We start from the raw sequence: 24,572 nt of genomic DNA, 5'->3' as shown, positions 1-24,572 counted from the left end.
CATTTCCGATACTATTTTTTAACGAGCTTATCTACTTCGCTCTGATTCACTTTTACCGGATATTTCTGGCGCAGCTCCTCGATCCACTGTTTTTCCAGGTAACCCTGGTAATCGGAAGTGGCTATACCGCGGGCTTCGTTCAGCGTTTTGTAAGAAGGCGGCAGGATCTGGTCGATCTTGATCAGCATAAAACGGCCGTCGCGCTCTACATTGTAGGTGCCAGGCTGCCAGGTTACGCCATCCAAAGCTTTGTTTTCGCCTTTCTGGAATTTCTTCTGCGTGATCTGTACTGCCAATGGGTTGCCTTCGTTCAGAGTGCTTTCCAATACGGCCGGATCGGTGGAGTAATAAGTAAGGCCCACAGTGCGGGTTTTACCTTTCGGATTGGCTACTGTTTTTACGCGGTTGGCTGCAATGCCTTTGGAAGTTAAATAAGAGGCTACTTTCTGGGCGCGGGTCTGGGCCAGTTTTTTGTTCTTGGCAACTTCTTTGCTATCGGCGCTGCCGCGAACTTCCACGCTCAGGGTCGAATCGCTGCTCAACTGCTGGATCAGTTCATCAAGTTTGGCCTGGGTTTGCTTGGTAAACGCATCTTTACCGGCATCGAAGGCAAGCGATTTTGGCTCCTGTTTCTTGTCTTCGAAACGGCCGCCGGCCAGTGCTTTATCGGCACGGTTCAGCATATCTTTGCTGGCCGCAGAAATGATGGTTGCCTGCGCGCGGGTGTCCCACTTATATTTTTCCTTGTTCTGCTCGAAATACGCTTTCAAGCCGGTAGTATCTTCAATGGCTTTGCTCCAAACTTTTTCGTCCATTAACTGGAACAGCAAAATGCCATCGCGGTACTCTTTCACCAGCATTTTATAGTCTACATATTTGTTTTCGAGGTTTGCTTTCTCGTAGTTCAGCAGGCTGACATCTACAAACTGGTTGTAGAGGCTTTCCATGTAGTGGCGCGGATTGTGATTTTTGCGGATCTGCTGGTTAGACTGCACGTAATCGAAGAAGTCTTTGATAGTGTACTTTTTATCCTGGATCAGGAATAAAGGCGTTTCCAGCGTTTTGTCTTTGCTGCCGGCCGGCGTGTATTTAAACGTACCTTTCACCACCGAAGAATCGGCTTTGCTCAGCGCCAGTTCTTTGGCCGCTTTAATTTCGGTGAATTTGTTTTCGGTACGAATGCGTTTCAGGAAAGCCGCTTTGTTCAGTTCCGAACGGGAATCTTTCGCAACTTTGGCCCGCAGGCTGGCTTCGGTTTCTTCGTAAGTTGGCAGGGTACGTTTTTCCAGCAATTTAATAATGTGCCAGCCATACGGCGTTAATACCGGCTGCGAAATATCGCCAACGTTTTTCAGATTGAAGGCAGCATCTTCGAAAGAAGGAATCATGCGACCGGTACCAAACCAGGGCAGTTCACCACCGTTGCCCGACGAGCCGGCATCTTCGGAGAATTGTGAAGTAAGTTTATCCCAGTTCTCGTTTTTCTTTACGCGGCTATAAATTTCGTCTACTTTGCGTTTTGCTTCGGCACTGTCGGCTTTGGGCATGCCTGGCGTAGCGCGCACCATGATGTGGGCCACTTTAATTTCGCCCTGCGCCTGACGCATGTCGTTCACTTTAATAATGTGGTAACCAAAGCGCGTGCGCACCGGCTGCGAAACCTGGCCCACCGGGGTATTATAAGCAGCGTGCTCAAACGGATAAACCATTTGCAGCGCCGTGAAATATCCTAATTTACCCCCATTTTCGCGGGCCGAAGGATCCTGGGAAACTTCTTTGGCCACCGATTCGAAATTCTGACCTCCCACGATCTGTTTCCGGATCTCGGAAATGCGGTTGTATGCAGCCAGGGTATCTTTCGGATCGGCATCCGGAGCCACGTTTATAAGAATATGCGAAGCGTTCACTTCTTTCTGCATCCGGTCATAAGCCTCGCGCACCAGTTTATCGGTTACGCTTTTTTCGGTTAAGTACGGCTGGGCCAATTGTTGTTTGTAACCATCCAGTTCGCGGCTGAAAGCATCGGTCGTGTCGAGGCCGCGGGCTTCGGCTTCCATCACTTTCAACTTAAAATTGGTGTAGAGGTTCAGATACTCTTCGATGCTGCCTTTAGAATAAGCATTCTCGGCATTCGCATTGTTTTTGTTGTAAACATACTGAAATTCGGAAGTATAAACCGGCTTAGAACCGATGGTTTCCAGAACAGGTTCCTGTTTGGCTACTTCTTTCGAAGATTTACAGCTTGTCAAGATCAGGGCGGCCGCCCCAACAGCTAAGAGATAATTACGCATACGCTATTTTAAACTACAGGCAATAGATTTACGAATATAGAAGGTATTCCTTTGACAGTCGCAATTTTAACGATTTTTTTTGAGAGAACGTGTATGCCCGTTCCGCTCTTGTGCTGTAAGGCAGTTTTTAAGGCGAAAAGGATAGCGTTTTTGATCGTGAATTCGTCTGGATTGGGATTTGTAGGATTAGGGGATTAAGGGACTCAAAACTTCTGCGTACTTCACTCGAACGCGAGAGCGGTGTACGATCAATTTAAAACAATGAAATACCAGCAGAATTTGCGCTTACGGCAGCGAATCCTGCCGCCTGCAAGATCATAGAAGCTTACTATCTAGGCACTGCAAAGTTTACTACGAAGAAGAAAAGTTAGCGCGTTGGCCTTTTGTCAAGCGCGCTGTTTGAGCGGTCAGTGCCTGTCCCGCAGGCTTGCGGGAAGTTTGCGCTTGCTCCCGAATGGGTTCGGGACGTGCCACTTGATTTTCGTTGGTTCTTTTTGCGTTAAGTGGAACATCCCGAACCCTTTCGTTGACAAAAAGAACAGAAAAGTAAGTTAGAAGCAATTCAGAAACTAATAAAAGGTAGAAAAGCAGGCTATGAAAAACGGTATGCTATCAGGCTTAAAAAGTCACAATACCAAAATTCAACAATTCACTTATTTTCTCATTCAATCATTCACGAAAAACGCTATGGTTTTAAAGCAAAAAACCCACCAAGGGCGGGTTTTTAGAATACGGTTTTATACAGCCGGCAAATATTCCGGCCTTCTTCGGAAGTAAACTCAACTTTGTCCATAATACGATTCACAATCGCAATACCCACCCCGCCTTTCTTGCCGATGCGAATATGCTCCTCAATATCTGGCTCCTTGTAATTTGAACGCTGAAAAGAAATTCCATTATCTGAAATTTCGAACAGCAGTTGTCCGTTTTTCCGCTCAATTGCCAGTTCCATGAACTTATCGGCATTCTCCTGGTTGGCGTGAATGATCAGGTTGGCGCTGATCTCATCCACGGCCAGTACGATCTGATTCAGAACAATTTCCGACAGGTCGTACTGGCTCAGATACTGCGTTACGAAATCTCTGATAGTTTTTAGATTTTTCTTACTGCAGCTAACCTGGATGCTGTTATTCATTCGCAACAGACATGGCTTCTTCCTGCGTGGAAACGATCGTCATGAGCAGATCGAGCCCCAGGATCTCGAAAACGTTCTTCACTTTTTCCTGCATGTTGTAGAAAATAAGCTTGATCTGCGAATCTTCAAACCGTTGCAGGTGGGAAATGAATACACCCAAACCGGCCGATGAAATATAATTCAGCTTGGCGCAGTCTACTAGAATTTTGTTGTACTTCATGATCGAAGGGTTTGATAACTCTTCATCCAGCAGCACCGAAGAGCTGGCATCCAATTCGCCATCCAGGCTAATTGTGATCGTATTGTCGTTGATTTCGTGTGTAATTTTCATTTGCAGTTCCTTTACGTCACATCTGAATTTTAGGTTGAACATTTCTGAATTTAACCACCATTAACGTTTGATCGTCGTGCAGGTGGGCATCTCCAATAAAAGTTTTTAGATCGTTTACGATCGCATATTTTATATCTTCGGCTTCCAGGTGATACGTTTGTTGCAGCATATCTTTCAGCCGGTCTTCACCGTATTCTTCCTGCGCCGGGCTCCGGGCTTCGGTTACGCCGTCGGTATAGATCACCATCACGTCGCCGGGATTATAATCGTAATACAGCTTATGAATGCGTTTGGCATACGAAGCATCGCGAATAATACCTAACCCCAGCCCTTCGGTTACAAAATAGAACGTTTCTTCCGTCATGGAGTTGTAGTAGAGCGTGTGGCAATGGCCGGCACGCGCAAACATCAAGCCCTGCATTTTGTAATCTATTATATACAACGAAGAGGTAATGAACGAGGTTCTCTCCAAACAGCGGCTCAGCGCCGAATTTGCCTTCGTCATAAACACCACCGGGTCCAGGTCGTCCTGCATCAGGGCGTGAAAGATCCCTTTCATCTGCGCCATGTGAAACGCCGCCGAAACCCCTTTCCCCGACACGTCGCCGATAATAATGGCAATGCGGCTTTCGCTCAGCATCAGGAAATCGTAAAAATCGCCGCCTACTTCTTTGGCCGGTTGCGCATACGTGCTCACCTCGAACCAGCTATCGCTCGGAAACGATTTCGGAATGAGGCTATCCTGCACCGCACTCGCAATTTTCAGTTCTTCTTTATAGCGTTCGTTCTGCAAAGAATCTTCTATCAGACGCAGGTTCTCAATGGTCAGGATGGTCTGGTTGGTATACGTGCGAACGGTATTGATGCTTTCGCGATCGAAACCATGATCGATATCTTTGAGCAGGTAGAGCATTCCGAAACTGCGTTTACTTGATTTCAGGGCCACTACCAGCAGCGATTTATAAGGCAAACCCAGTTCGCGGAAATAATTATTCAGCTCCAGGTTGTTGTTTATATAATCTACATGATCCAGGTTCAGGTTTTTCAGGATCTGCCGGATGCGCGAGATCTTGGCCAGATCCAGGTTCAGCATATGCGATACATCCTCTTCGTTATCCGAAATTTCGATCCAGGCCGCATCGGCGCCGGTAGCTTTGGTAGTGCTGTCGAATAGCATATCAAACACCTGGCTTTCGTCTTGCCCCTGCTGGATAGACTGGCTCAGTTTCTGAATATTCATCAGATCGTCGCGCTTCTGTTCAAAAACCGAAGAAGTTGGCAAACTAAAAACTGCTACCAGCAACGAAATGAAGGCATAAATAAAAACAAAGAACAGCATCAGCAACACGAACGGATGCTCAAAATGATCGGCTACCAGATTAGGGTTACCCGCCAGCACTTGGAAATAACGGCCAAACAAAACCGCACTGACCAGTAATACGATCAGCAGTAAAATAGAGCGCCATTTTTTAGTAAGGGTGAGATAGGCAACCCAGCGCAGGTTTACGCTTACAAAGAAAATATAAAGCACCAGCAGGCAAAGCAGCGGCACAAAAATATAGGTTATATAACTGATATTGAAGAGTGTAAGCAGCAAGCTCCCATACATGAGCCATTCAAACCAGCGCCATTCTGTGTGCAGCGATTTAGACTTCTGAAACAGGATCAGTTTTTTCCAGGTGTAAAAAGCCCGGGCCAGGAAATAAATGAACAAGGCGAAATTTATGCTGTAGATAATGTTTAGCAAATACTTGCTATCCGGGAACCAGTGCCTGGCTACCACCAGATACCCCACGTGCATTACCACGCATACGTAAGCCGCCAGGCCCGCCTGCACAAAAAGCTTCCAGAGGTAGGCCATAAAATCGGTGCCTTTGATATGGTCCGATTCATTTTGCTGCGACAGGAAAACTGAAAACATAAAAATAACCGTGAGCAGGTTATTTACATGGCTGTAAACCGAATTGGTGTCCAGGCTTACATTAATATTGATGCACAAAAGAATATTGCCCACCAACATTAACCAACTGGCAAAAGCCACGGCAGCATAAGTTCGTTTTAACCGAGAAGTGTAGGGCATTCGTGCAATAAAACTGCGTCTGTTTTCAACTGAATAATTAACCTGAATACTGATATATATCAAAAAGGTTAGAAAATAACTACCCTCTAAAAACAAATAAAGTGCTAACCTACAATAAATTTATTGAGAACTAGCACTTTACAGGAAATAAATATATAAAAAAATATATACTAAAGCCAACCCGGAATTAGCGGCTGTAGTTTGGCGCTTCGCGCGTAATGTGCACATCGTGCGGATGGCTTTCGCGAAGGCCGGCCGCAGAAATTTTCACCATTTTAGCTTCCTGCAGCTTTTCAATGGAGGCCGTTCCGCAGTAACCCATTCCGGCCCGTAATCCGCCAACTAATTGATAGATCACTTCGGCTACCATGCCTTTGTACGGCACCCGGCCCACAATACCTTCCGGCACCAGCTTTTTAATATCGTCTTCGGCATCCTGGAAATAACGGTCTTTTGAGCCGATCTCCATGGCTTCTATGGAACCCATGCCGCGGTACGACTTGAATTTCCGGCCTTCGAAAATGATCATTTCGCCGGGCGCTTCTTCGGTACCCGCCAGTAAAGAACCAACCATTACCGAACTGGCGCCGCCAGCCAGGGCTTTTACAATATCGCCGGAGAATTTAATCCCGCCATCGGCTATAACCGGAACGCCGGTACCTTTCAGACCTTTGGCGGCTTCCATTACGGCCGAAAGCTGCGGCACCCCTATACCGGCAATAATGCGCGTGGTACAGATACTTCCCGGACCTACGCCTACTTTTACGGCATCGGCGCCGGCTTTGGCTAAGGCTTGGGCGCCTTCGGCAGTGGCTACGTTGCCGGCAATTACTTCCAGTTTCGGGAATTGTTTTTTAATGGCCGAAACCGCATCTAAAACGCCTTTGGAATGTCCGTGCGCGGTATCGATGGAAATTACGTCTACGCCGGCTTCGGTTAAAGCAGTAACGCGCTCTACCATATCGCCGGTTACACCCACGGCTGCCCCAACGCGCAAACGTCCAAATTCGTCTTTGCAGGAGTTCGGGTGGCTTTTCTTTTTCAGGATATCTTTATAGGTAATTAAGCCGATCAGGGTACCTTTTTTATCGACAACCGGCAATTTTTCGATCTTGTATTGCTGCAGAATGTCTTCGGCTTCTTCCATGCTGATGCCTTGGGGCGCCGTGATCAGATTTTCTTTGGTCATGATCTCGGAAATGGCCCGGGCTGGTTTTTTCTCAAAACGCAGGTCACGGTTGGTAATAATGCCAACCAGTTTTCTGCCGTTATTGATAACCGGAATGCCTCCGATCTTATTTTCTTTCATCAGGCGAAGGGCATCGCTTACCAAAGCGTTTTCATCGAGCGTAACCGGGTCCAGGATCATGCCGCTTTCCGAACGCTTAACTTTGCGTACCTGCTCGGCCTGGGCTTTAATGCTCATGTTTTTATGAATGATGCCAATGCCGCCTTCCTGGGCCATTGCAATGGCCATTGCAGCTTCGGAAACGGTGTCCATGGCGGCAGAAAGCAGGGGTACATTCAGGCGAATGTTGCGGGTAAGCTGCGTGGTGATGTTGGTATTTTTCGGGAGAACCTCGGAATAGGCCGGCAACAATAAAACGTCGTCGTAGGTGAGGGCTTCGAAGAGAACTTTGGACTGATCTGCCATGGCAAATAAAAATTAAGGGTTTCTATTTGCCATGCAAAGTTACGGGATTTTCCTATTCCTTGTGTATTTTTTCAAGAATTTCTCAATAATAATTTAGCACCGCTATTTTAAATGAATGAATTGTTGAATGGCTAAATTGTTATATGGTTGAATGGTTAAATTGTTGATGAATTGGAAATGAACAAATAGCAGGAATTTAAAATAGTCTGCCTTCTTTATGCAAAGCAGCCTTTCAAAACGCTATGGTTTTGAAGGCAAAAACCAAAGTGCCTCTAAAATGGTATGGTTTTCAGCCTCAAAAACGCCAATTGTGAACTTCCGAATCTTCATTTTCTCGGTTTGCGCATTCTCACTTATTCTATCAATCAGCAATTTAACCATTTAGCAATTTAACCATTTAATAAACCGCCATTTCCGGGTCTACCTGAAGTGCCCAGGCGTGGATCCCTCCTTTCAGGTTCAGTAAATTTTCGTAGCCGAAACGCTGATTTAGATACTGAATGGCCTGCGCGCTCCGGAAACCGTGGTGGCAAATGATCACCGCTTCAGAGTTATTACCCACTTCGGCATAGCGTTTCGGAATTTCGCCTAAAGGAATAAGCTGGCTGCCGGAAATGCTGCAAATGGCAAATTCTTCGGGCTGGCGCACGTCTATGAGCTGGATATTTTCGCCGTTCTTTATTTTTTGCTGCAGTTCGGCAGGCGTTATTTCGCGGAGCATTTTCTGAATTTTTTGGTAAAGGTAAAACGTTTTGTTAGTAGTACGGCCAAAAGCTTTCCCGGATTTTTGAAAATGCTTTGCCAAAATAGCTGTTACTTTGCCGTACTTTTTAGACTCAAAAGCCTACCGTTTTTTATGCCGGAACTGAATTATTTTGAAGTTACAGGAGTAATTTCCGGGTTGCTGGGCGTTTGGCTGGCAGTGCGGCAAAACGTCTGGACCTGGCCTGTGGGCCTGATCAGCGTGCTGGCCTACACCGTTTTCTTTTACCAGATCAAGCTGTACGCCGATATGGGGCTGCAAATTTTCTATGCCGGTTCGGCAATGTATGGCTGGTACGAATGGCTGCGCGGCGGAAAAAACCACACTGAACTTCCGGTTTCCAAACTCTCTGCCAAAGCCAGAATTCTGGTTGTTTTAGGCGGCGCCATTGGAACTGTTGCCCTGGGTGCTTACTTCCAGAATTTCACCGATGCGCACTACCCCGTTCTGGATTCCGGCTTGGCGGCTTACAGTTTAATGGGCCAGTTTCTGCTTACGCGCAAAAAGATCGAGAACTGGATCCTTTGGTTTGCGGTAGATGTGGTTTACGTATGGCTTTATTTTCAGAAAGAAGCGTATTTAACGGCCGGCTTGTATTTTGTTTTCCTGGGTTTAGCCATTCAGGGTTACGTGAAATGGCGGCGCGAACTTGCCCTTGAAACCACATGAAACGCATTGCCATAACCGGGCCGGAAAGCACCGGAAAATCTACCTTGGCGCAGCAATTGGCTGGTTATTTTAAGGCGCTCTGGGTTCCCGAATTTGCCCGTGAATACGTAGCGAATTTAAACCAGGCTTACACACTTACAGATCTCGAAAACATTGCCCGCGGCCAGCTCCGTTTGCAACAACAAGCAGAAGCTCAGGCTCACAAAATACTCTTCGCCGATACGGAATTACTGGTACTGAAGATCTGGAGCGAAAACGCGTTCGGCACCTGCCCCGCCTGGATTTTAGACGAACTGCAAAACCAGCGTTTCGACCTGTATCTGTTAATGAACATAGACCTGCCCTGGGAACCCGATCCGCAACGCGAACACCCGCACCTCCGCCAGTATTTTTTCGACCTTTACAAAGCTGAACTGGAACGCCTCAATTTTCCTTTCGAAGTTATTTCCGGAACGGATGAAGAACGTTTTCGGGCGGCTTTGCAGGTCATACAACCATCTAAATAGCTAAACCAGCCACTTTGATCAGCTCACGTGGTCAACCACCCCCAACCCCTCCTTGATAAGGAGGGGAGCTTTTCTTTTCTACTAATTCAAAACCATTTCACTCGAACGCGAGAGCGGAGTACGATCAAAGAAAGCAACAAGGAGCAAGCATAATTTGCGCTTACGGCGGCAGATTATGCCGCCTGCAAGAGCAGAAATATTTTCTATATAGGCACTTTTCAGTTCATTACGAAGCTGAGAAAGTATCACGGTGGCTATTTGTCAAAGCGTTGTTTGAGCGGTCAGCGCCTGTCCCGCAGGCTTGCGGGAAGTTTCCGCTTTACTCCCGAAGTGCTTCGGGACGTGCCGCTTGATTTCCGTTGGTTCTTTTTGTATCAAGTGGAACATCCCGAACCCTTTCGGGGACAAAAAGAACACAGAAGTGAGTTAAAAGCTAATCCAGCTAATGATAAAAGGTAGAATACAGACTATGAAAAACCGTTTCATTTTGAGCTTCAAAAGTCAATAGTAAGCGAAACAACGAATCTGATGAGATCCCTCCTATCGTCGGGATGACAAAAAAAAACGGTATCCTTTTAAGCTGTAAAACTACTATCACCAACATACTCTTCATTAGCACCAAAGACCTCAAATAAAAAACCTAATAAGGAAACCACCTGAAAAATCACCTTCTTTAAAAACAGCAACCCTTATCTAAAAACAAATTCCCCTCAAAAACATTATAACTTTCAGGATTTAAACCGTATCTTAAAGCCGCAACCAAACCCTTCCAAACCATGATCCATACACTGCGTAATTCCGAGTTTGAAGTGAAAGTAAAAGCCAAAGGCGCTGAAGTTTGCAGTTTCCGCCGGCTCTCCGATAATACCGAATACATCTGGCAGGGCGATGCGAAGGTTTGGCCGCGCCATGCCCCGGTGCTTTTCCCGATCGTGGGCCGTTTGCCGGAACATAAATACTTTTTAAACGGAAAATCATACCATTTGCCGCAGCACGGTTTCGCGCGCGACATGATCTTTACGCATGTAGAAACCACCGACGATACCCTGACCATGGAATTACACTGGTCGGATATTACGCTGGCGCATTACCCTTTCCATTTCCGGTTACTGGTTTCGTATGCTTTAGACAACAACACGCTGCAGGTAGATTACCGGGTCATGAACCTCGACGACAAAGAAATGCCTTTTTCCATCGGTGCCCATCCGGGTTTTAACTGCCCGCTGAAACCGGAAAATAAATTCGAAGATTATTACCTCGAGTTCGACGAAGACCAGGATCTGGACCGGCATTTACTGCATGATGGCCTGCTGATCGGCGAAACGGAAACGGTACTGAAAAGAGACAAAAAACTGGCCCTGACCCGCGAACTCTTTAAGCAGGATGCAATTGTGCTGAAGGAAAATAAAGCCCAGACCATGCGGTTAAAATCCGACGCCGACGACCGGCAGGTGGAAATAAAATTCCAGGGCTTCCCTTATTTAGGCATCTGGTCGCCACCAAAACCGGAGGCCAACCTGGTTTGCCTGGAACCGTGGCACGGCGTAGCGAGCAATACCGGTGAACCCACCGAAATTACCGACAAAGAAGGCATTATGCGTTTACCGTCCGGCCATAAATTTGAGTGCAGTTACCAGATATCGGTTTCGTAATAGCAGGTGCAGATTAAGGAATTGTTAATATTGGGAAAATGGTAGGTTTAACCGCAACGGAGTCTGAACTTTGCACCTGAAAAAAGGGGTTAATTCCTTAAGGAAAACTTATTAATGCCTGATATTCTAACACTTATGAGCCAGCACACTACTAAATACAAAGTTCTTCTGGTAGACGACGATCCCGATATTATCGAGTTGCTACAGTATAATTTAACGAAGGAAGGGTACGAGGTGGCCAGCGCCGAGAACGGTAAAAAAGCCATTGACGTGGCCCTCACCTTCAGCCCCGATATTATTCTCATGGACGTAATGATGCCGGTAATGGATGGTATTGCTGCCTGCCGGTATCTGCGCGAACTCAAGCGTTTCAAAGACACCTACATTTTATTCCTGACTGCCCGCGCCGAAGAATTTTCGGAAGTAGCTGCATTTGATGCCGGTGCCGACGATTTTATTACCAAACCCATAAAACCCCGCGCGCTCATCAGCCGCCTGGCCGCCTACGTGCGCCGCGACAACCAGCAAAACCCCGAACAGGCTCCCGAAATTTCGATTGGCGGTTTACGCATAGACCGTACCAGCTTTGCGGTTTACAAAGGCGATCAGAAAATTTCGCTCCCCAAAAAAGAATTCGAACTGCTCGCCTTTTTAGCCGCCACGCCCAACAAAGTTTTCAGCCGCGAAGAACTCCTGAACAGCGTTTGGGGCAACGATGTTTTTGTAATTGCCCGCACCGTAGACGTACACATCCGGAAAGTGCGCGAAAAAATAGGCGAAGAAAATATCAAAACCATTAAAGGCGTAGGCTATAAATTCAACACGGATTAATTGTTGATTGCTAATTGCTAATTGTTGATTGAACAACTAAATGCAAAAATGAAACCCAACCCCTGCTCAGGTTTTTCTACGAGGAAACACCAGCATTTTTTATTGGGAATACAAAAACAATTAGCAATCAGGAATTAAACCATTCAAAGAAACGGTACCTTTACAGACTGAAAAACTCTTGGGGTTTATAGAAAGCTCCTGTTCCGCCACCCAAGCTATTTATGAGTTCGCGTAAGATTGCCATTATTATCTCTTTAACGGTAGCCGCCATTGTAACAGGTTTCCTTTTCTTTTCGCCCTACCTGGCCTTTCGCAGCCGTATCTTCACGCTTGGCCTGGCTTTTGGCGCTTGCTTTATTCTGGTTTATTTTTCTTACGAAGCCCTTATTTTCCGCGAGATCAACAACATTTACGCCGGCCTGGAAAATATCAAACGCAAGGAATTCCGGCGCATGAGCAGTAAATTCCTGTTCCGCCCCGAACCGCTGAAAAGGATCAAGGAAGAAATTTACCACATGGCCGAACAAAAGCAAAAGGAAATAGACGAACTGAAACGGTTGCAATCATTGCGCCGTGAGTTCCTGGCCGATGTTTCGCACGAACTGAAAACGCCCATTTTTGCCGCCCAGGGCTTTATCCATACTCTATTAGACGGCGCCGCCGACGATGAAAATGTGCGCGACAGGTTTCTTCAGAAAGCTGCCCGCAGCCTGGACGGCCTCGACAGCCTGGTGCAGGACCTGATCACGATCTCGCAGCTCGAAAAAGGCGTAATTAAAATGGAAAAACGCGTTTTCGATATCATCGAACTTTCCGGCGAAGTACTGGAACAACTGGAACACAAAGCCGCCCTGCGCCACGTAAAGCTCCATTTCTATTACGACGTAGAGGAAGAATTGCTCGTTTTTGCCGACCCAAACCGCATTCGCCAGGTAATTATAAACCTGCTCGATAACGCCATAAAATACGGCCGCGAAAACGGCAACATCTGGCTCACGCTCAAAGACGGTAAAAAGAAAATGACCATTACCGTGCGCGACGACGGCGCCGGCATGGCCAAAGAACACCACAACCGCATTTTCGAACGTTTTTACCGCATCGACAAAAGCCGCAGCCGCGAAGTTACCGGCAGCAGCACCGGCCTGGGCCTGGCCATTTGCAAGCACATCGTAGAAGCACACCGCTCCATTCTGGCCGTTAACAGCGAAGTTGGCCGCGGCACGACTTTCAAATTCAAGCTGCTGAAAGCTATTAAGTAATCCCGCCCCACCCTCCTCTATTTCAGGGCGGCTCGTTTATACTTCATTGTGACTTTTTCTGCTCAAAACCCTACCGTTTTTGCAAGAGAACGGTGCAAATAAACTTAATCTATTTGCAGATTCCGGAAGCTCCCCTCCTTTTTCAAAGAGCGGTTGGGGTGGTTGAACACGCATTCCCGATCAAAGTGGCTGATTTAGGGGAGGATTTAGGTGGGGTAAATTCTGTATCTTTGCAAAATGCCGTTTCCTGAAAACACCGGAAAACGGTAGGCAAAATCACTGAAAAAGTCTTAAATGAAATACCCCGTTTTTACCGACCTCATCGTATTCGAGAACGACGATTTTATAGTAGTAAACAAACCGCCTTTCCTGGCTACTTTAGAAGACCGCGCCTTAAACGCCACCAACCTGCTGAAGCTCGCCAAACAATACCACCCGGATGCGCAGGCCTGTCACAGGTTGGATAAAGAAACCTCCGGCGCATTGGCCATTGCCAAAAATCCGGAAGCTTACCGCCACTTAAGCATGCAGTTCGAGAACCGCGAGGTAGACAAATTGTACCATGCCGTGGTTTGGGGCGTGCATAAATTCGAAAATGTAGAAGTGGACCGCGCCATTCAGCCGGGCCTGAAAGGAAAAGCCAAACTGGCCTTTAAAGGCAAACCCGCGCAAACCATTTTCAACACCCTGGAAACCTATCACCGCCATTCCTTAATTGCCTGCCAGCCCATAACCGGCCGCATGCACCAGATCCGCCTGCACCTCATGTACCTGAAAGCGCCCATTGTAAACGACGAACTCTACGGCGGCGAAGTGCTGTACCTTTCCAGCCTGAAACGCAAATTCAACTTAAAGCAGCAAACCGAAGAACAACCGCTCATCAAACGGTTCGCGCTGCATTCTACCCAACTGGGCTTTACTTTATTGAACGGCGAGAAAGTGGTGGTAGAAGCGCCATACCCGAAAGATTTTCAGGTTTTGGTGAAATCGTTGCGGCAGAATTCGTAAAACGGTAGGGTTTTGAGGTGAAAAAGTAAAACAACCATCTTTTGGCTTTAGGCTTTTCAAAATTCAACATGAAATATACTTTCTTTTATCTTCTTCTTTTTTCCAGCTTTTTGGCAAGCTGCCAAGATAAATACGACAAGATTGTAAGAATTCCTGAAGTAGCGGAGATTGAAGAAAAACTCAAAAAGGACGTATTATGCGATGACGCAATAATTACAATTGACAATGAAGGTAATGATGGACCTACATTGAAAATAATCCTAATAAATTCAAAAGACGTTACTTTAGACAAACCAAATGAATTTAAATCAAAATATAGCTGGAATCTAAGTTGCGTTTTAGTTGAACATGCCTTCCAACCTCCACCTGAAGTGAAATGGATAGAAATTCTTTTAGTTGAGAAAACTAATTTCATAATTCAGGCAGAAAAATATTATAGCCAAACCTATCTATTAGAGAAGGTTATTTCTGCCATTGAGAAGAAAAAACTTAAAGTAGCAAATTCAACTTTAAGTACTGATTCGATTTTCAAGACCTCACCTTCCCACTAAATTTTTAATTCTCAGCAATTTGCAAATTCAGGAAATACCCTTAACTTTGCACCTCCATTTTAGAATCCCTGAAGTGGAAATTATTCATATATAACCATTTAACCATAACTAATGGATCATTTAAGTTATAAGACGCTATCAGTTAATAAAGCGACCGCTAATAAAGGTTGGGTAGTGATAGACGCCGGAGACGCAACTTTAGGCCGCGTAGCGAGCCAGATTGCCAACGTATTACGTGGCAAACACAAAGCTTCTTTCACCCCGAATGCCGACTGCGGCGATAACGTAATTGTTATCAACTCCCAGAACCTGCGTGTTACGGGCAAGAAACTGAACAACAAAGTATATGTAACGCACTCGGGTTATCCAGGTGGTCAGAAACATACTACTGTTCGTGAGTTAATGGCAAAATCGCCTAACCTGGTAATCGAAAGAGCCGTGAGAGGCATGTTGCCACGCACCCGTCTGGGCCGCGAGCAGTTCCGCAACCTGTTCGTTTACACAGGCGCTGAGCATCCACACGAAGCACAACAACCGAAAACTTTAAAAATCAATTTATAATTAACCATTAATGGAAATTCTCAACACATCTGGTAGAAGAAAAACCTCGGTGGCGCGCATCTACATGACGCCTGGGCAAGGGAATATCACTATTAACGATAGAGATATAAAAGTATACTTTCCAAACGAAGTACTACAAACCATCGTGGAGCAGCCATTCGCTACGTTAGAAGCAAAAGGCAAGTACGATGTAAAAGTTAACGTTAAAGGCGGCGGCATCAGCGGCCAGGCAGAAGCGATCCGTTTAGCGATCTCTAAAGCTTTGGTAGAAGAAAACAGCGAAGCACGTCCTCCACTGAAGAAAGAAGGTTTCTTAACGCGTGACCCACGTATGGTTGAGCGTAAGAAATTTGGTAGAAGAAAAGCGAGAAGATCGTTCCAGTTCAGCAAGCGTTAATCTTAAAGAGTACTTAGAAAAATGGCAACTACAAATTATAAGCAATTGCTTGATGCCGGTGTGCACTTTGGCCACCTTACCCGCAAATGGGATCCGAAAATGGCACCGTACATTTTCATGGAGAAAAACGGCATCCATATTATCGATTTAAATAAAACAGTTGTGGCTTTAGACGAAGCTGCTGCTGCAATCCGTCAGATCGCAAAATCAGGCCGCAAGATCATGTTCGTTGCTACTAAAAAGCAAGCGCAGGAAATTGTGGGCGACGAAGCGAAAAGACTGAAAATGCCTTACGTTACTGACCGTTGGTTAGGTGGTATGCTTACCAACTTCGCAACTGTTCGTAAGTCGTTAAAGAAAATGTCTACCATCGATAAAATGATGAAAGACCCTTTAATGGTTTCTAACATCGCGAAACGTGAGCGTTTAATGCTTACCCGCGAGCGTGAGAAATTAGGCCGCGTTTTAGGTGGTATTGCTGATCTTTCCCGTCTGCCAGCTGCGTTATTCGTAGTAGACGTGAAGCGTGAGCACATTGCTATCAAAGAAGCTCAGAAACTTGGTTTACCGGTATTCGCCGTTTGCGATACCAACTCTAACCCGGAACTGGTTGACTTCCCTATTCCAGCGAACGACGATGCTTCCAAATCAATTGCCCTGATCGTAGGTGTAATTGGTAAAGCTATCGAAGATGGCCTTTCTGAGCGTAAAGTTGACAAAGAAGATGCAGACCGCAAACAAGCTGATGAAGCGGGTATTGCTGAAAAAGTTGCTGCTGAGTAATTCTTTGTAACCTCTGAATGAAATCCCCAAAAGGGAACAGCGGCTGCCCGGCAACCCTGTTCCCTTTTTTTGAATTTATCCGGAAGGCAACACCAAAACGGTAGGTTTCCGGACCCAAAAAGTAAATTATTAATTATTAATTCTTAATTCTTAATTAAAAGAAAACATGGCTATTACAGCACAAGACGTTAACAAACTAAGACAAACTACCGGCGCCGGTATGATGGACTGCAAAAAAGCCCTGACCGAAGCAAACGGTGACATGGAAGCTGCAATCGACATTCTGCGCAAGCAGGGGCAGAAAATTGCCAGCAAACGTGCTGACAACGAAACTTCTGAAGGTGCAGTTTTAACCCAGGTAAACGCCGATGGTACAACTGGTAAATTAATTGCCTTAGCTTGCGAAACAGAACCGGTTTCTAAAGTTGAAGATTTCAAAAACCTCGCGAAAACTATTTTAGATACTGCCGTTAAAACCAACGCTGGTTCTAAAGAAGAATTATTAGCCGCTCCGCAGGCTGATGGCCGTTCGTTACAAGACCACATCACCGACCTGATGGGTAAAATTGGCGAGAAACTGGATGTAGTAGCTTACGAAACCGTAACTGCTGACCAGGTTGTTGCTTACAACCACTCTAACGGTAAATTAGGCGTATTAGTAGGCCTGAAAAACGTAAACGGAACCGACGTACAGGAAGTTGGTAAAGACGTTGCCATGCAGATCGCTGCCATGAAGCCAATTGCCCTTGACAAAGACGGCGTTGATGCTGCTACTATTGCCCGTGAGATCGAGATCGGTAAAGAGCAGGCGCGTGCAGAAGGCAAACCAGAAGCTATGCTGGAAAAAATCGCCGAAGGTAAACTGAACAAATTCTACAAAGATTCTACTTTATTGAACCAGGAATTTGTGAAAGACCCGTCTATGACGATCGCGAAGTTACTGGACAGCAAGTCTAAAGGCTTAACTGTTTCTGAATTCAAACGCGTACAGATCGGTTAATTATCCGAAAACGGTATCGTTTTAACCAAAAAAAGTCTGCTTCAGCAATGAGGCAGACTTTTTTGTTTCTGTACTAATTAACCCTAAGGTTAAGGCTGGCGATTGCAGCTTTTTACAATTTCATATACACGCCAAAATTTATTCCGGCCGAATAAAGATAGCCTTTTATGGGCGCATTTATTATAGAGGTTATCGATCTTCGGTAAATTGGTTCAACTCTGATCTGCAAATTTTCTGTCAGGGTATAATCTACTCCAAAACCAGCCAGCGCTACAAGATTTACCCTGGAAAAGCCTGGTTTAGAAACTACCGTCCGGTCCTCCGTTCGGCCATCTGCATAGGTATAGGTAGAAGACCTCTTCTCCTTTAGAAATATATTTGTTGAAGTACCCGCCGATACAAATGCCTTCATCTTTCCAATTGTTAGGTAATAATTAACTTTGGTCGGAACATCAATATAGAAATAATGGTAATTGTGGGTTCCTGCAACAGGCGCGTTAACTATCGGTTCAGTAAAATTATATTTCCTTTCCCTGGTTTTCTCTCCTTTATCTGAAAAAAGCAATCCGGATTCTAAGGCTACCCGGCTACCTAATGTGTAAAACAAGGTAGCACCAGTAGTAAATCCAAGTTTTGCAATTTCTTCTTCATCGCGCATGTCAGCAATCGGTTTACTGCTAGCATCAGCATTTAAAGTTCTGTAGCAATAATCGGGGGAGAAAGTAATGCCAATTGCAAACTTCCCTAAAGGCTTAATTTCTGGTGTTTGGCTGTAAGTTTCGAAAGAAAGGATGGTAAAAAAGGCAAAGATCAGTTTCTTCATAAATCTAAAATTCAACGCTTCGTTTCTGGTAAATATGCCCACTATATGCTCTTCAGATTTCCCTAGTGGCACTTACTTGACAACCCAGACTATGCAAACGCTGCTTCTATTGAAAACTTTTTTAGAATTATGAAGCTTTTATTTACTCCGGTGCCTGATTCCAATCTTTAAATTTTACGTCAGATATTTTCATCCCAGTAGTTCATCACGATATCCACTGTCCGCTCATAAACACATCCAGGCAATACATTTGAGCAACGGCATTAGTAACATAAAAAATTGCAAATGCGGTATTTCTTACAAAAGCTGATCTATGAAAAACTGCCAAAATCGCTGAATAATAAACGGAAGCCAGGCTTAATCTCAGGAAAGTATTCAGCCGGTCGTAGCTTTTAAAAAGCAGCCAGAAAACCTCAAGGCTGCCAAACAGATAAAAGAAGTGTGCCGGCTTAAACTTATAGTGGTTAGCGAAATGCTTGAATACAACCACGAAAAAAGCGGTGGCAAATAAATAGCGGTTCATATTAATAAGGCCGCCCCCCTGAAAGAGCAGAATTGCGGCACCGCATCCGGCCAGGTAAAAGTGCGAAAAAAGCACGTAACCTTCCAACAGGTTTTCCGGCTTCTTATATTTAAACCACATCTGCTGCATCACTTTCACGCCGCACAACAAAGCAATGAATAGCCCGATCCCATCGAGCAACAAAACCAGGCGCGTGCTGTTTTCCCAGGTTGACAATGGAAAAGAAGGCATTTGCAAATAATGGTGCCAATGTTCGGCCTGAATGGTTATAAACCCGAAATAGCTTCCCGTTTGTGTTTTTTGCAGATAGGCTAACCCGATCAGACCTGGCAAAACTGAAATAAAACCCCAGATTATTGTTTTAAGAGCGTAAAACTCATCTCCCGGTTTATGCCTGATGAATACGGTAAGCACTAAAGCAGGCAATAAAATAGAAATTACCGGCCGGATGAATGAAACCAGGAAAATGCTTAGGATAAGGAACCAGAAATGTTCTTTCTTTAAAGCATAAAGGAACAATACTGCTCCGGCAAAAAACAAGGCCTCGGTGTAGGGCACGTAAAAGAACAAAAATCCCGGAACAGAAAGAATCAGTAAAATCTCTCTTTTCCGGAGCTGAAGCATACCTGCCAGGCATAAAAAAGCTGCATAGAAAACCCCTGCGTTTAAAAGGGCAATTCCGTAACCGCTAAACCCGGTTAAGCGCCAGATGGCAGGCAGCAACGGAAAAAAAGCCACATTTATGCCAAAATAACCTTTCTTACTAATGGCATGATAATGCTCTGCGTCCCAATTCAGCAATTCAGTTTCTGCTGGAAAAACAACTTTGGCTTGCAGGAGCCTTAAACCGGCAAAAACGAATATTAAAAAAAACAGGTGCCCCAGGCAAAGCAGCAAATTCAAATATTTCTTATCCGGCAAAACCTGAGCGCGACGCTGTAATAATATCAAACTAGAAGGATTAGATTACTGATTGGAAAAGCAAATAAAGTACTACAATGTATCCATCCGCTCCCGGGCTTCTTTCCAGGCGGTACCCATTTTATGGAAAATTTCCAGCACGGTATCCACCAGTTCCTCATCGATCATTTTTTCCAGGTCGCCATCGCCGGGAATATCCATTTCGGCAATTTTGTAAGTTTGTTCCATTCCGGCTTTCTCAAATTTCACCAGGAATTTCTCGTTCCAGGCAAAAACCGAAATTCGTACATCTTCGTGGGGTATATTGGCTACTAATCGCATGGTTCTATCAGTTTAAAAATTCAGACTTCAGGGCAAACTTAAAAAAAAGCCATCTATAAAAAAGTATCCTGCAAAAAAAAATATTCCTGAAAAAACGGTAGGGTTTTGTTCTTAAAAACTGCTTTGCAATGCTCTTATTGTCCGGAAGCAGGTAATTTTAACGTACATGTTTTTCCATTCCCGTTTCTGCCCGAAAATTGGTAACTTAGGCTTCTCAAAACGCTATTGAAATTGATGAAAAAACTCGTTTTAGCGGCGGCTGTTTTCTTACACCTAAGTACTGCCAACGCCCAGCAAACCCTTACGCCGGAACTGCTCTGGCAATTCGGCCGCCTCGGTTCTTCCGAAGTTTCGCCCGATAAAAAGACCGTGGTTTACACCGTTACCTACTACGATCTGAAAGAGAACAAAGGCAACGCCGATATTTACACCATTCCGGTAGAAGGCGGCAAAGCCAAAAGACTAACCGACACCAAAACCAGCGAATTTAACGTAACCTGGCGCCCGGACGGTAAAAAGATCGCCTTTCTTTCTTCGGAAAGCGGTTCGGTTCAACTATACGAAATGAATCCGGACGGCTCCGATAAAAAGAAAATTTCAGACCTGAAAGACGGCCTGGCCAACTTCAAATACGCCAAAGCCCAGAACCACATACTCTTTACCCAGGATGTAAAAAACGGTAAGGAAGTAAAAGAAATTTATCCGGACCTGCCTAAGGCAGATGCGCGCATTATCGATGATCTGATGTACCGCCATTGGAACCAGTGGGACGACTTTAAAGTAAGCCACGTATTTTTTGCGCCTTACAAAGACGGTTCTTTAAGCGGCACGCCGAAAGACATTATGGCCGGAGAACCTTACGATGCCCCGTTAATGCCTCACGGTGGCGCGGAACAGCTTACCTTCAGCCCGGATGGCAACACCATTGCTTACACCTCTAAAAAGCAGGTGGGCAAGGCCTACGCCGTTTCTACCAACTCCGATGTTTATCTGTACGACATCAAGACCGGCCAGACCAAGAACTTAACCGATGGTATGATGGGCTACGACAACGAGCCAAGCTTCAGCCCTGACGGTAAAAAACTGGCCTGGCTAAGTATGGAAACCCCGGGTTTTGAATCGGACCGCAACCGCATTTTTGTGTACGATTTTGCTTCGAACAAGAAGGAAGAAATTACCGCCGGAAGCGAGCAAACCGCCCACGGCATTAAATGGAGCAACGACGGCAAAAAGATCTATTTCACCAGCACGCTGAAAGGCACGGAGCAAATTTTTGTAGCCGACGTGAAAGACAAAACCGTAAAGCAATTCTCGAACGGTCAGTTCAACTACAACGGTTTCGAGATTGCCGGCCAGAATTTCATTGTTAACAAAACTACCATGAGCCAGCCGGCCGAACTGGTTTTGGTGAGCATGAAAGACGCCAAAGAAACGCCGCTTACCAGCATCAATACCGAAATGCTGGGCAAAATTAAAATGGGTAAAGTAGTAGCCCGCACTTCCAAAACCACCGACAACAAAGACCTGCTGAGCTGGATCATTTACCCACCGGATTTCGACCCGAATAAAAAATACCCGACGCTTTTATACTGCCAGGGTGGTCCGCAAAGCCCGGTTTCGCAAAGCTTCTCGTATCGCTGGAATTTCCAGTTAATGGCGGCTAACGGTTACATCATTGTAGCCCCAAATCGTCGCGGTTTACCGGGCTTTGGTACCGAATGGAACAACAGCATCAGCCAGGATTGGGGTGGCCAGCCGATCAAAGATTACCTGACCGCGATCGATGACATGACCAAAGAGCCGTACGTGAACAAAGACAAACTGGGCGCAGTTGGGGCAAGCTATGGCGGTTACTCGGTTTATCAATTGGCTGGCATGCACAACAAGCGTTTCAAAACCTTTATTTCGCACTGCGGCCTGTTTAATTTAGACAGCTGGTATGGCACTACCGAAGAAATGTTCTTTGCCAAACATGATATCGGAAATGCCTACTACGACAAGAATCCAAGCAAAAGCTTCGAACAATTCAGCCCGCATAAATTCGCCAAAAACTGGGATACCCCAATTTTAGTAATTCACGGCGAAAAAGATTTCCGGGTGCCGATCAACCAGGGGATGGAAGCTTTCAGCGCCGCACAATTGCAGAATATCCCGAGCCGTTTCCTGTATTTCCCGGAAGAAGGCCACTGGGTTATGAAACCGCAAAACAGCGTGCTTTGGCAACGCGTCTTCTTCGACTGGCTCGGCCGGACGTTGAAAGAGGAGAAAGCTGGTTAATTCAATGATTTGAAAATTTGGAGATTTGGAAATGGATCTTCGAATTACAGATATAAGAAAAGCCCCGGAGATTTCCGGGGCTTTTTTGGTTTAAAACCCTACCGTTTTATGCAGGCATTATAAATTCTCAGAGAACGGGCCAACCACCCCCGGCCCCTCCTTGATAGGGCGGGGAGCTACTTTCTGCTAAATTTTATTTTAAATATTTTATAGCTAGCGAAGAAAACGCTATCCTTTTAAGCACCAAAAGTCAATTTGAAGCAGGAAAAAAGCTCCCCTCCTGGTCAGGAGGGGTTGGGGGTGGTTGATGCTATGAAAAAGTAAAGCTTCCAACTTGCAGACTTTTTCCGCCTCCCACCCTAACGTTTTTTATGCTTCCTCAATTGCAATTCCCATGAGTTGCATGAGTTTGCTGGCGTTAAAACTGCCGCAAATACCCGGGGTCAGTTTGTAATCGAAAATGATCTTATCGCCTTCTATTTTGCTGTTGAAGCTGTAGTTTTTTACCGCGCCCGGCATTTCATTTTCCAGGTTGCCGAGCTCCAGATCGTGGGTGGAAACCATGCCGCTGGCTTGCCTTTTATGCAGTTGTTTTACCAGCGCTACCGCACCTAAATGCCGGTCTTTGGAATTGGTACCTTTCAGAATTTCGTCTAAAAAATAAAACACGGGCCCCGGTTTTTCGGTGAGGTCCAATAGCATTTTCAGACGTTTTAATTCGGCGTAGAACGAAGATGTGCTTTCGGCTAAATTGTCTTCGGTGCGCATGGCCGTGAAAACCTGCATCGGAAAGGATTTGAATTGTTTTGCGCAAACGGCCGAACCCGCGTAGGCCAAAACCATATTCAGGCCCACGGTGCGCAAAAACGTACTTTTGCCCGACATATTCGAACCGGTAATGATCAAGGATTTCCCGGCGCCGGAAGTGGTGAAGGAATTGCTGATGCGTTCGGAAACGAAAATGAGCGGATGGCCTAATTCGGCAGCTTCAATTTCGAACGGTACGGTGCTGATTTCCGGAACGGCGTAGCTTGGGTTGGCGAATTGAAACGCGGCGAAGCTGGCTAAACACTCTACTTCGGCTAAGGTTAAAACGGCGGGCTCGAATAAAGGCGCGGACGTTTTTTTCCAGTTATCGAGTTGCCAGAGCCAGAAAAAATCCCACATAAGCAGGCTGTTTACCAGCAAATTCAGATACACGTTTTGCGTAGCTGCGAGGTAGTCTAAAATGCCCGCCAGTTTCTTAATTGATGCCGAAGCTGGAACGTTATTGAGGTAAAGTTTGCCATGCAGTTGTTGCAGTTTTTCGCTGGCAAATTGCCGGCTTTCGATGTGCTCCAGCGCCGACACGTAGCCGGAAACTTCCTTGTGCAGGTCTTCGGATCTTTCCTGAATTTCGTCTTTAGCCTTCCGGAATTTAGCGTGCAGCAGGTATTGCACAAAAGCCAGCGCTGCAACCACATAACCCGAAAGCAGATCGAAGTACCACAAAGCCAGCGCCGAAACGGTAACCAAAGGCAGCGCAAAAGTCAACACCAAAAGCCAGGCACGGTCGGTAAAAAAGCCGGACTGCGCGAGCCAGTTCAGAAAATCGGGCAGATGATCGGTTTTGCGTTTGTAATGCCGGGCTTTGGCTTCGAGTTGCTGGCGCCATTCCAGATCCGGAGCAATTTCCTGCACGGCATTTTGGCGAGCCAGAATCTCCGGCGCCGCGGCGGCTTGCTGAAACCAGTTAGCCAGCATGTTTTTCCCGGAAACCGTAACCGACCGGCTTACCAACGCAAAGAGGGAATGTGCACCGAAAACGTCGAGATCGGAAGTGTAAAAATGATGGCTGTCTTTGTAGCGCGCGCCGTCGTCGAACAAATTTAACTTACCCTGCAAACGCAAAATTTCTTCGCCGTTAATCTGGCTTAAAATGCGGTTATGTTCCTGCTCGTATTGCAAACGCCCGTGCATGCGGATGAGCCAGGCAAAACCAAAATAAAAAATCAGCAGCAGCAAAAAACCGAACGCCGTCTGACCGGTATAAAAAAGCCAACCGGCCAGCGCCGCGCCACCCAGAAAAACCCCCAGCCGCAGCATCGAAACGTTATTGGCTTTCCGGCGGAAAGTATTCTCTAAAGCAGCAAAATCGTGCCGGCGCTTTTCAAAGGTTACGGCCGGGTTCAAAACTTCGGGTTCGTTCATGTACAAAGCTAAGAAACGGTAGGGTTTCCGGGTTAAAAAGTCGTAA

Annotated in this window: 22 protein-coding genes; 12 read left to right on the top strand and 10 right to left on the bottom strand. The window is 45.8% G+C overall.

The window, feature by feature from the left end; all coding sequences use genetic code 11:
- Positions 1–11: 11 nt before the first annotated feature.
- The 6 genes from I5M27_RS00710 to I5M27_RS00685 all read right to left on the bottom strand — a co-directional run bounded on the left by I5M27_RS00710 (position 12) and on the right by I5M27_RS00685 (position 8,212).
- Entirely contained in the window at positions 12–2,291 is a 2,280-nt protein-coding gene (locus I5M27_RS00710) for a peptidylprolyl isomerase (RefSeq protein ID WP_200504113.1), read from the bottom strand.
- 724 nt (positions 2,292–3,015) lie between these two features.
- Entirely contained in the window at positions 3,016–3,426 is a 411-nt protein-coding gene (locus I5M27_RS00705; RefSeq protein ID WP_200504112.1) for an ATP-binding protein, read from the bottom strand.
- Complete coding sequence (locus I5M27_RS00700; protein WP_200504111.1) at positions 3,419–3,757, bottom strand: STAS domain-containing protein; 339 nt, start codon at positions 3,755–3,757, stop codon at positions 3,419–3,421. Before I5M27_RS00700 ends, I5M27_RS00705 begins: the two co-directional genes overlap by 8 nt.
- A 16-nt stretch (positions 3,758–3,773) precedes the next feature.
- The gene (locus I5M27_RS00695) at positions 3,774–5,837 is read right to left on the bottom strand and encodes a PP2C family protein-serine/threonine phosphatase (RefSeq protein WP_200504110.1); all 2,064 of its coding nucleotides are present in this window, start codon (positions 5,835–5,837) and stop codon (positions 3,774–3,776) included.
- Positions 5,838–6,024: 187 nt separating this feature from the next.
- Positions 6,025–7,491, bottom strand: a complete 1,467-nt coding sequence (gene guaB / locus I5M27_RS00690; protein ID WP_200504109.1) for an IMP dehydrogenase — start codon at positions 7,489–7,491, stop codon at positions 6,025–6,027.
- A 397-nt stretch (positions 7,492–7,888) separates the two neighbouring features.
- Positions 7,889–8,212, bottom strand: coding sequence for a rhodanese-like domain-containing protein (locus I5M27_RS00685; RefSeq protein WP_200504108.1), 324 nt, complete (start codon positions 8,210–8,212; stop codon positions 7,889–7,891).
- A gap of 135 nt (positions 8,213–8,347) precedes the next feature.
- On the opposite strand from I5M27_RS00685, the gene pnuC reads away from it, so the two are divergent.
- From pnuC to tsf, 11 genes are all read left to right on the top strand, one after another.
- Entirely contained in the window at positions 8,348–8,923 is a 576-nt protein-coding gene (pnuC, locus tag I5M27_RS00680) for a nicotinamide riboside transporter PnuC (RefSeq protein ID WP_200504107.1), read from the top strand.
- Positions 8,920–9,429, top strand: a complete 510-nt coding sequence (locus tag I5M27_RS00675) for an AAA family ATPase (protein ID WP_200504106.1) — start codon at positions 8,920–8,922, stop codon at positions 9,427–9,429. Before pnuC ends, I5M27_RS00675 begins: the two co-directional genes overlap by 4 nt.
- A 776-nt stretch (positions 9,430–10,205) precedes the next feature.
- The gene (locus I5M27_RS00670; RefSeq protein WP_200504105.1) at positions 10,206–11,081 is read left to right on the top strand and encodes an aldose 1-epimerase family protein; all 876 of its coding nucleotides are present in this window, start codon (positions 10,206–10,208) and stop codon (positions 11,079–11,081) included.
- Between the two features lie 114 nt (positions 11,082–11,195).
- Positions 11,196–11,912 carry a response regulator transcription factor gene (locus I5M27_RS00665; protein WP_234462330.1) on the top strand — a complete coding sequence of 239 codons (717 nt, stop codon included), beginning with the start codon at positions 11,196–11,198 and terminating at the stop codon, positions 11,910–11,912.
- Positions 11,913–12,133: 221 nt separating this feature from the next.
- Positions 12,134–13,171 (top strand): sensor histidine kinase, encoded by a 1,038-nt coding sequence (locus tag I5M27_RS00660; protein ID WP_200504104.1) that lies wholly within the window; start codon positions 12,134–12,136, stop codon positions 13,169–13,171.
- 294 nt (positions 13,172–13,465) lie between these two features.
- Complete coding sequence (locus I5M27_RS00655) at positions 13,466–14,179, top strand: RluA family pseudouridine synthase (RefSeq protein WP_200504103.1); 714 nt, start codon at positions 13,466–13,468, stop codon at positions 14,177–14,179.
- 41 nt (positions 14,180–14,220) lie between these two features.
- The gene (locus tag I5M27_RS00650; RefSeq protein ID WP_200504102.1) at positions 14,221–14,730 is read left to right on the top strand and encodes a hypothetical protein; all 510 of its coding nucleotides are present in this window, start codon (positions 14,221–14,223) and stop codon (positions 14,728–14,730) included.
- 111 nt (positions 14,731–14,841) lie between these two features.
- Positions 14,842–15,291, top strand: coding sequence for a 50S ribosomal protein L13 (gene rplM, locus I5M27_RS00645; protein WP_200504101.1), 450 nt, complete (start codon positions 14,842–14,844; stop codon positions 15,289–15,291).
- 10 nt (positions 15,292–15,301) lie between these two features.
- Entirely contained in the window at positions 15,302–15,688 is a 387-nt protein-coding gene (rpsI, locus tag I5M27_RS00640) for a 30S ribosomal protein S9 (protein WP_200504100.1), read from the top strand.
- 21 nt (positions 15,689–15,709) lie between these two features.
- Complete coding sequence (gene rpsB / locus I5M27_RS00635; RefSeq protein WP_200504099.1) at positions 15,710–16,471, top strand: 30S ribosomal protein S2; 762 nt, start codon at positions 15,710–15,712, stop codon at positions 16,469–16,471.
- A 166-nt stretch (positions 16,472–16,637) separates the two neighbouring features.
- Positions 16,638–17,471 (top strand): translation elongation factor Ts, encoded by an 834-nt coding sequence (gene tsf / locus I5M27_RS00630; protein WP_200504098.1) that lies wholly within the window; start codon positions 16,638–16,640, stop codon positions 17,469–17,471.
- A gap of 112 nt (positions 17,472–17,583) precedes the next feature.
- On the opposite strand, the gene I5M27_RS00625 is transcribed toward tsf, so the two are convergent.
- The 3 genes from I5M27_RS00625 to I5M27_RS00615 form a co-directional block, all read right to left on the bottom strand.
- Positions 17,584–18,294: an outer membrane beta-barrel protein gene (locus I5M27_RS00625; RefSeq protein ID WP_200504097.1), complete on the bottom strand. Its 711-nt coding sequence runs from the start codon at positions 18,292–18,294 to the stop codon at positions 17,584–17,586.
- A gap of 205 nt (positions 18,295–18,499) precedes the next feature.
- Positions 18,500–19,768 (bottom strand): hypothetical protein, encoded by a 1,269-nt coding sequence (locus I5M27_RS00620; protein ID WP_200504096.1) that lies wholly within the window; start codon positions 19,766–19,768, stop codon positions 18,500–18,502.
- A 42-nt stretch (positions 19,769–19,810) separates the two neighbouring features.
- On the bottom strand, positions 19,811–20,059 hold the full coding sequence (locus I5M27_RS00615; RefSeq protein WP_200504095.1) for a hypothetical protein: 249 nt from the start codon (positions 20,057–20,059) through the stop codon (positions 19,811–19,813).
- A gap of 234 nt (positions 20,060–20,293) precedes the next feature.
- Between I5M27_RS00615 and I5M27_RS00610 the strand changes: the two genes are divergently transcribed.
- A complete protein-coding gene (locus I5M27_RS00610; protein WP_234462329.1) occupies positions 20,294–22,336 on the top strand; it encodes a S9 family peptidase in 2,043 nt (680 codons plus the stop codon).
- A gap of 369 nt (positions 22,337–22,705) precedes the next feature.
- Here the strand turns inward: I5M27_RS00610 and I5M27_RS00605 are convergent, their stop codons facing one another.
- Positions 22,706–24,526, bottom strand: a complete 1,821-nt coding sequence (locus I5M27_RS00605; protein WP_200504093.1) for a MutS-related protein — start codon at positions 24,524–24,526, stop codon at positions 22,706–22,708.
- Positions 24,527–24,572: the final 46 nt, after the last annotated feature.

This window comes from Adhaeribacter terrigena (assembly GCF_016623615.1).
Lineage (GTDB): Bacteria > Bacteroidota > Bacteroidia > Cytophagales > Hymenobacteraceae > Adhaeribacter_A > Adhaeribacter_A terrigena.
Note: the sequence above shows the minus strand (reverse complement) of the source record. Positions and strands in the feature narration are given on the sequence as shown.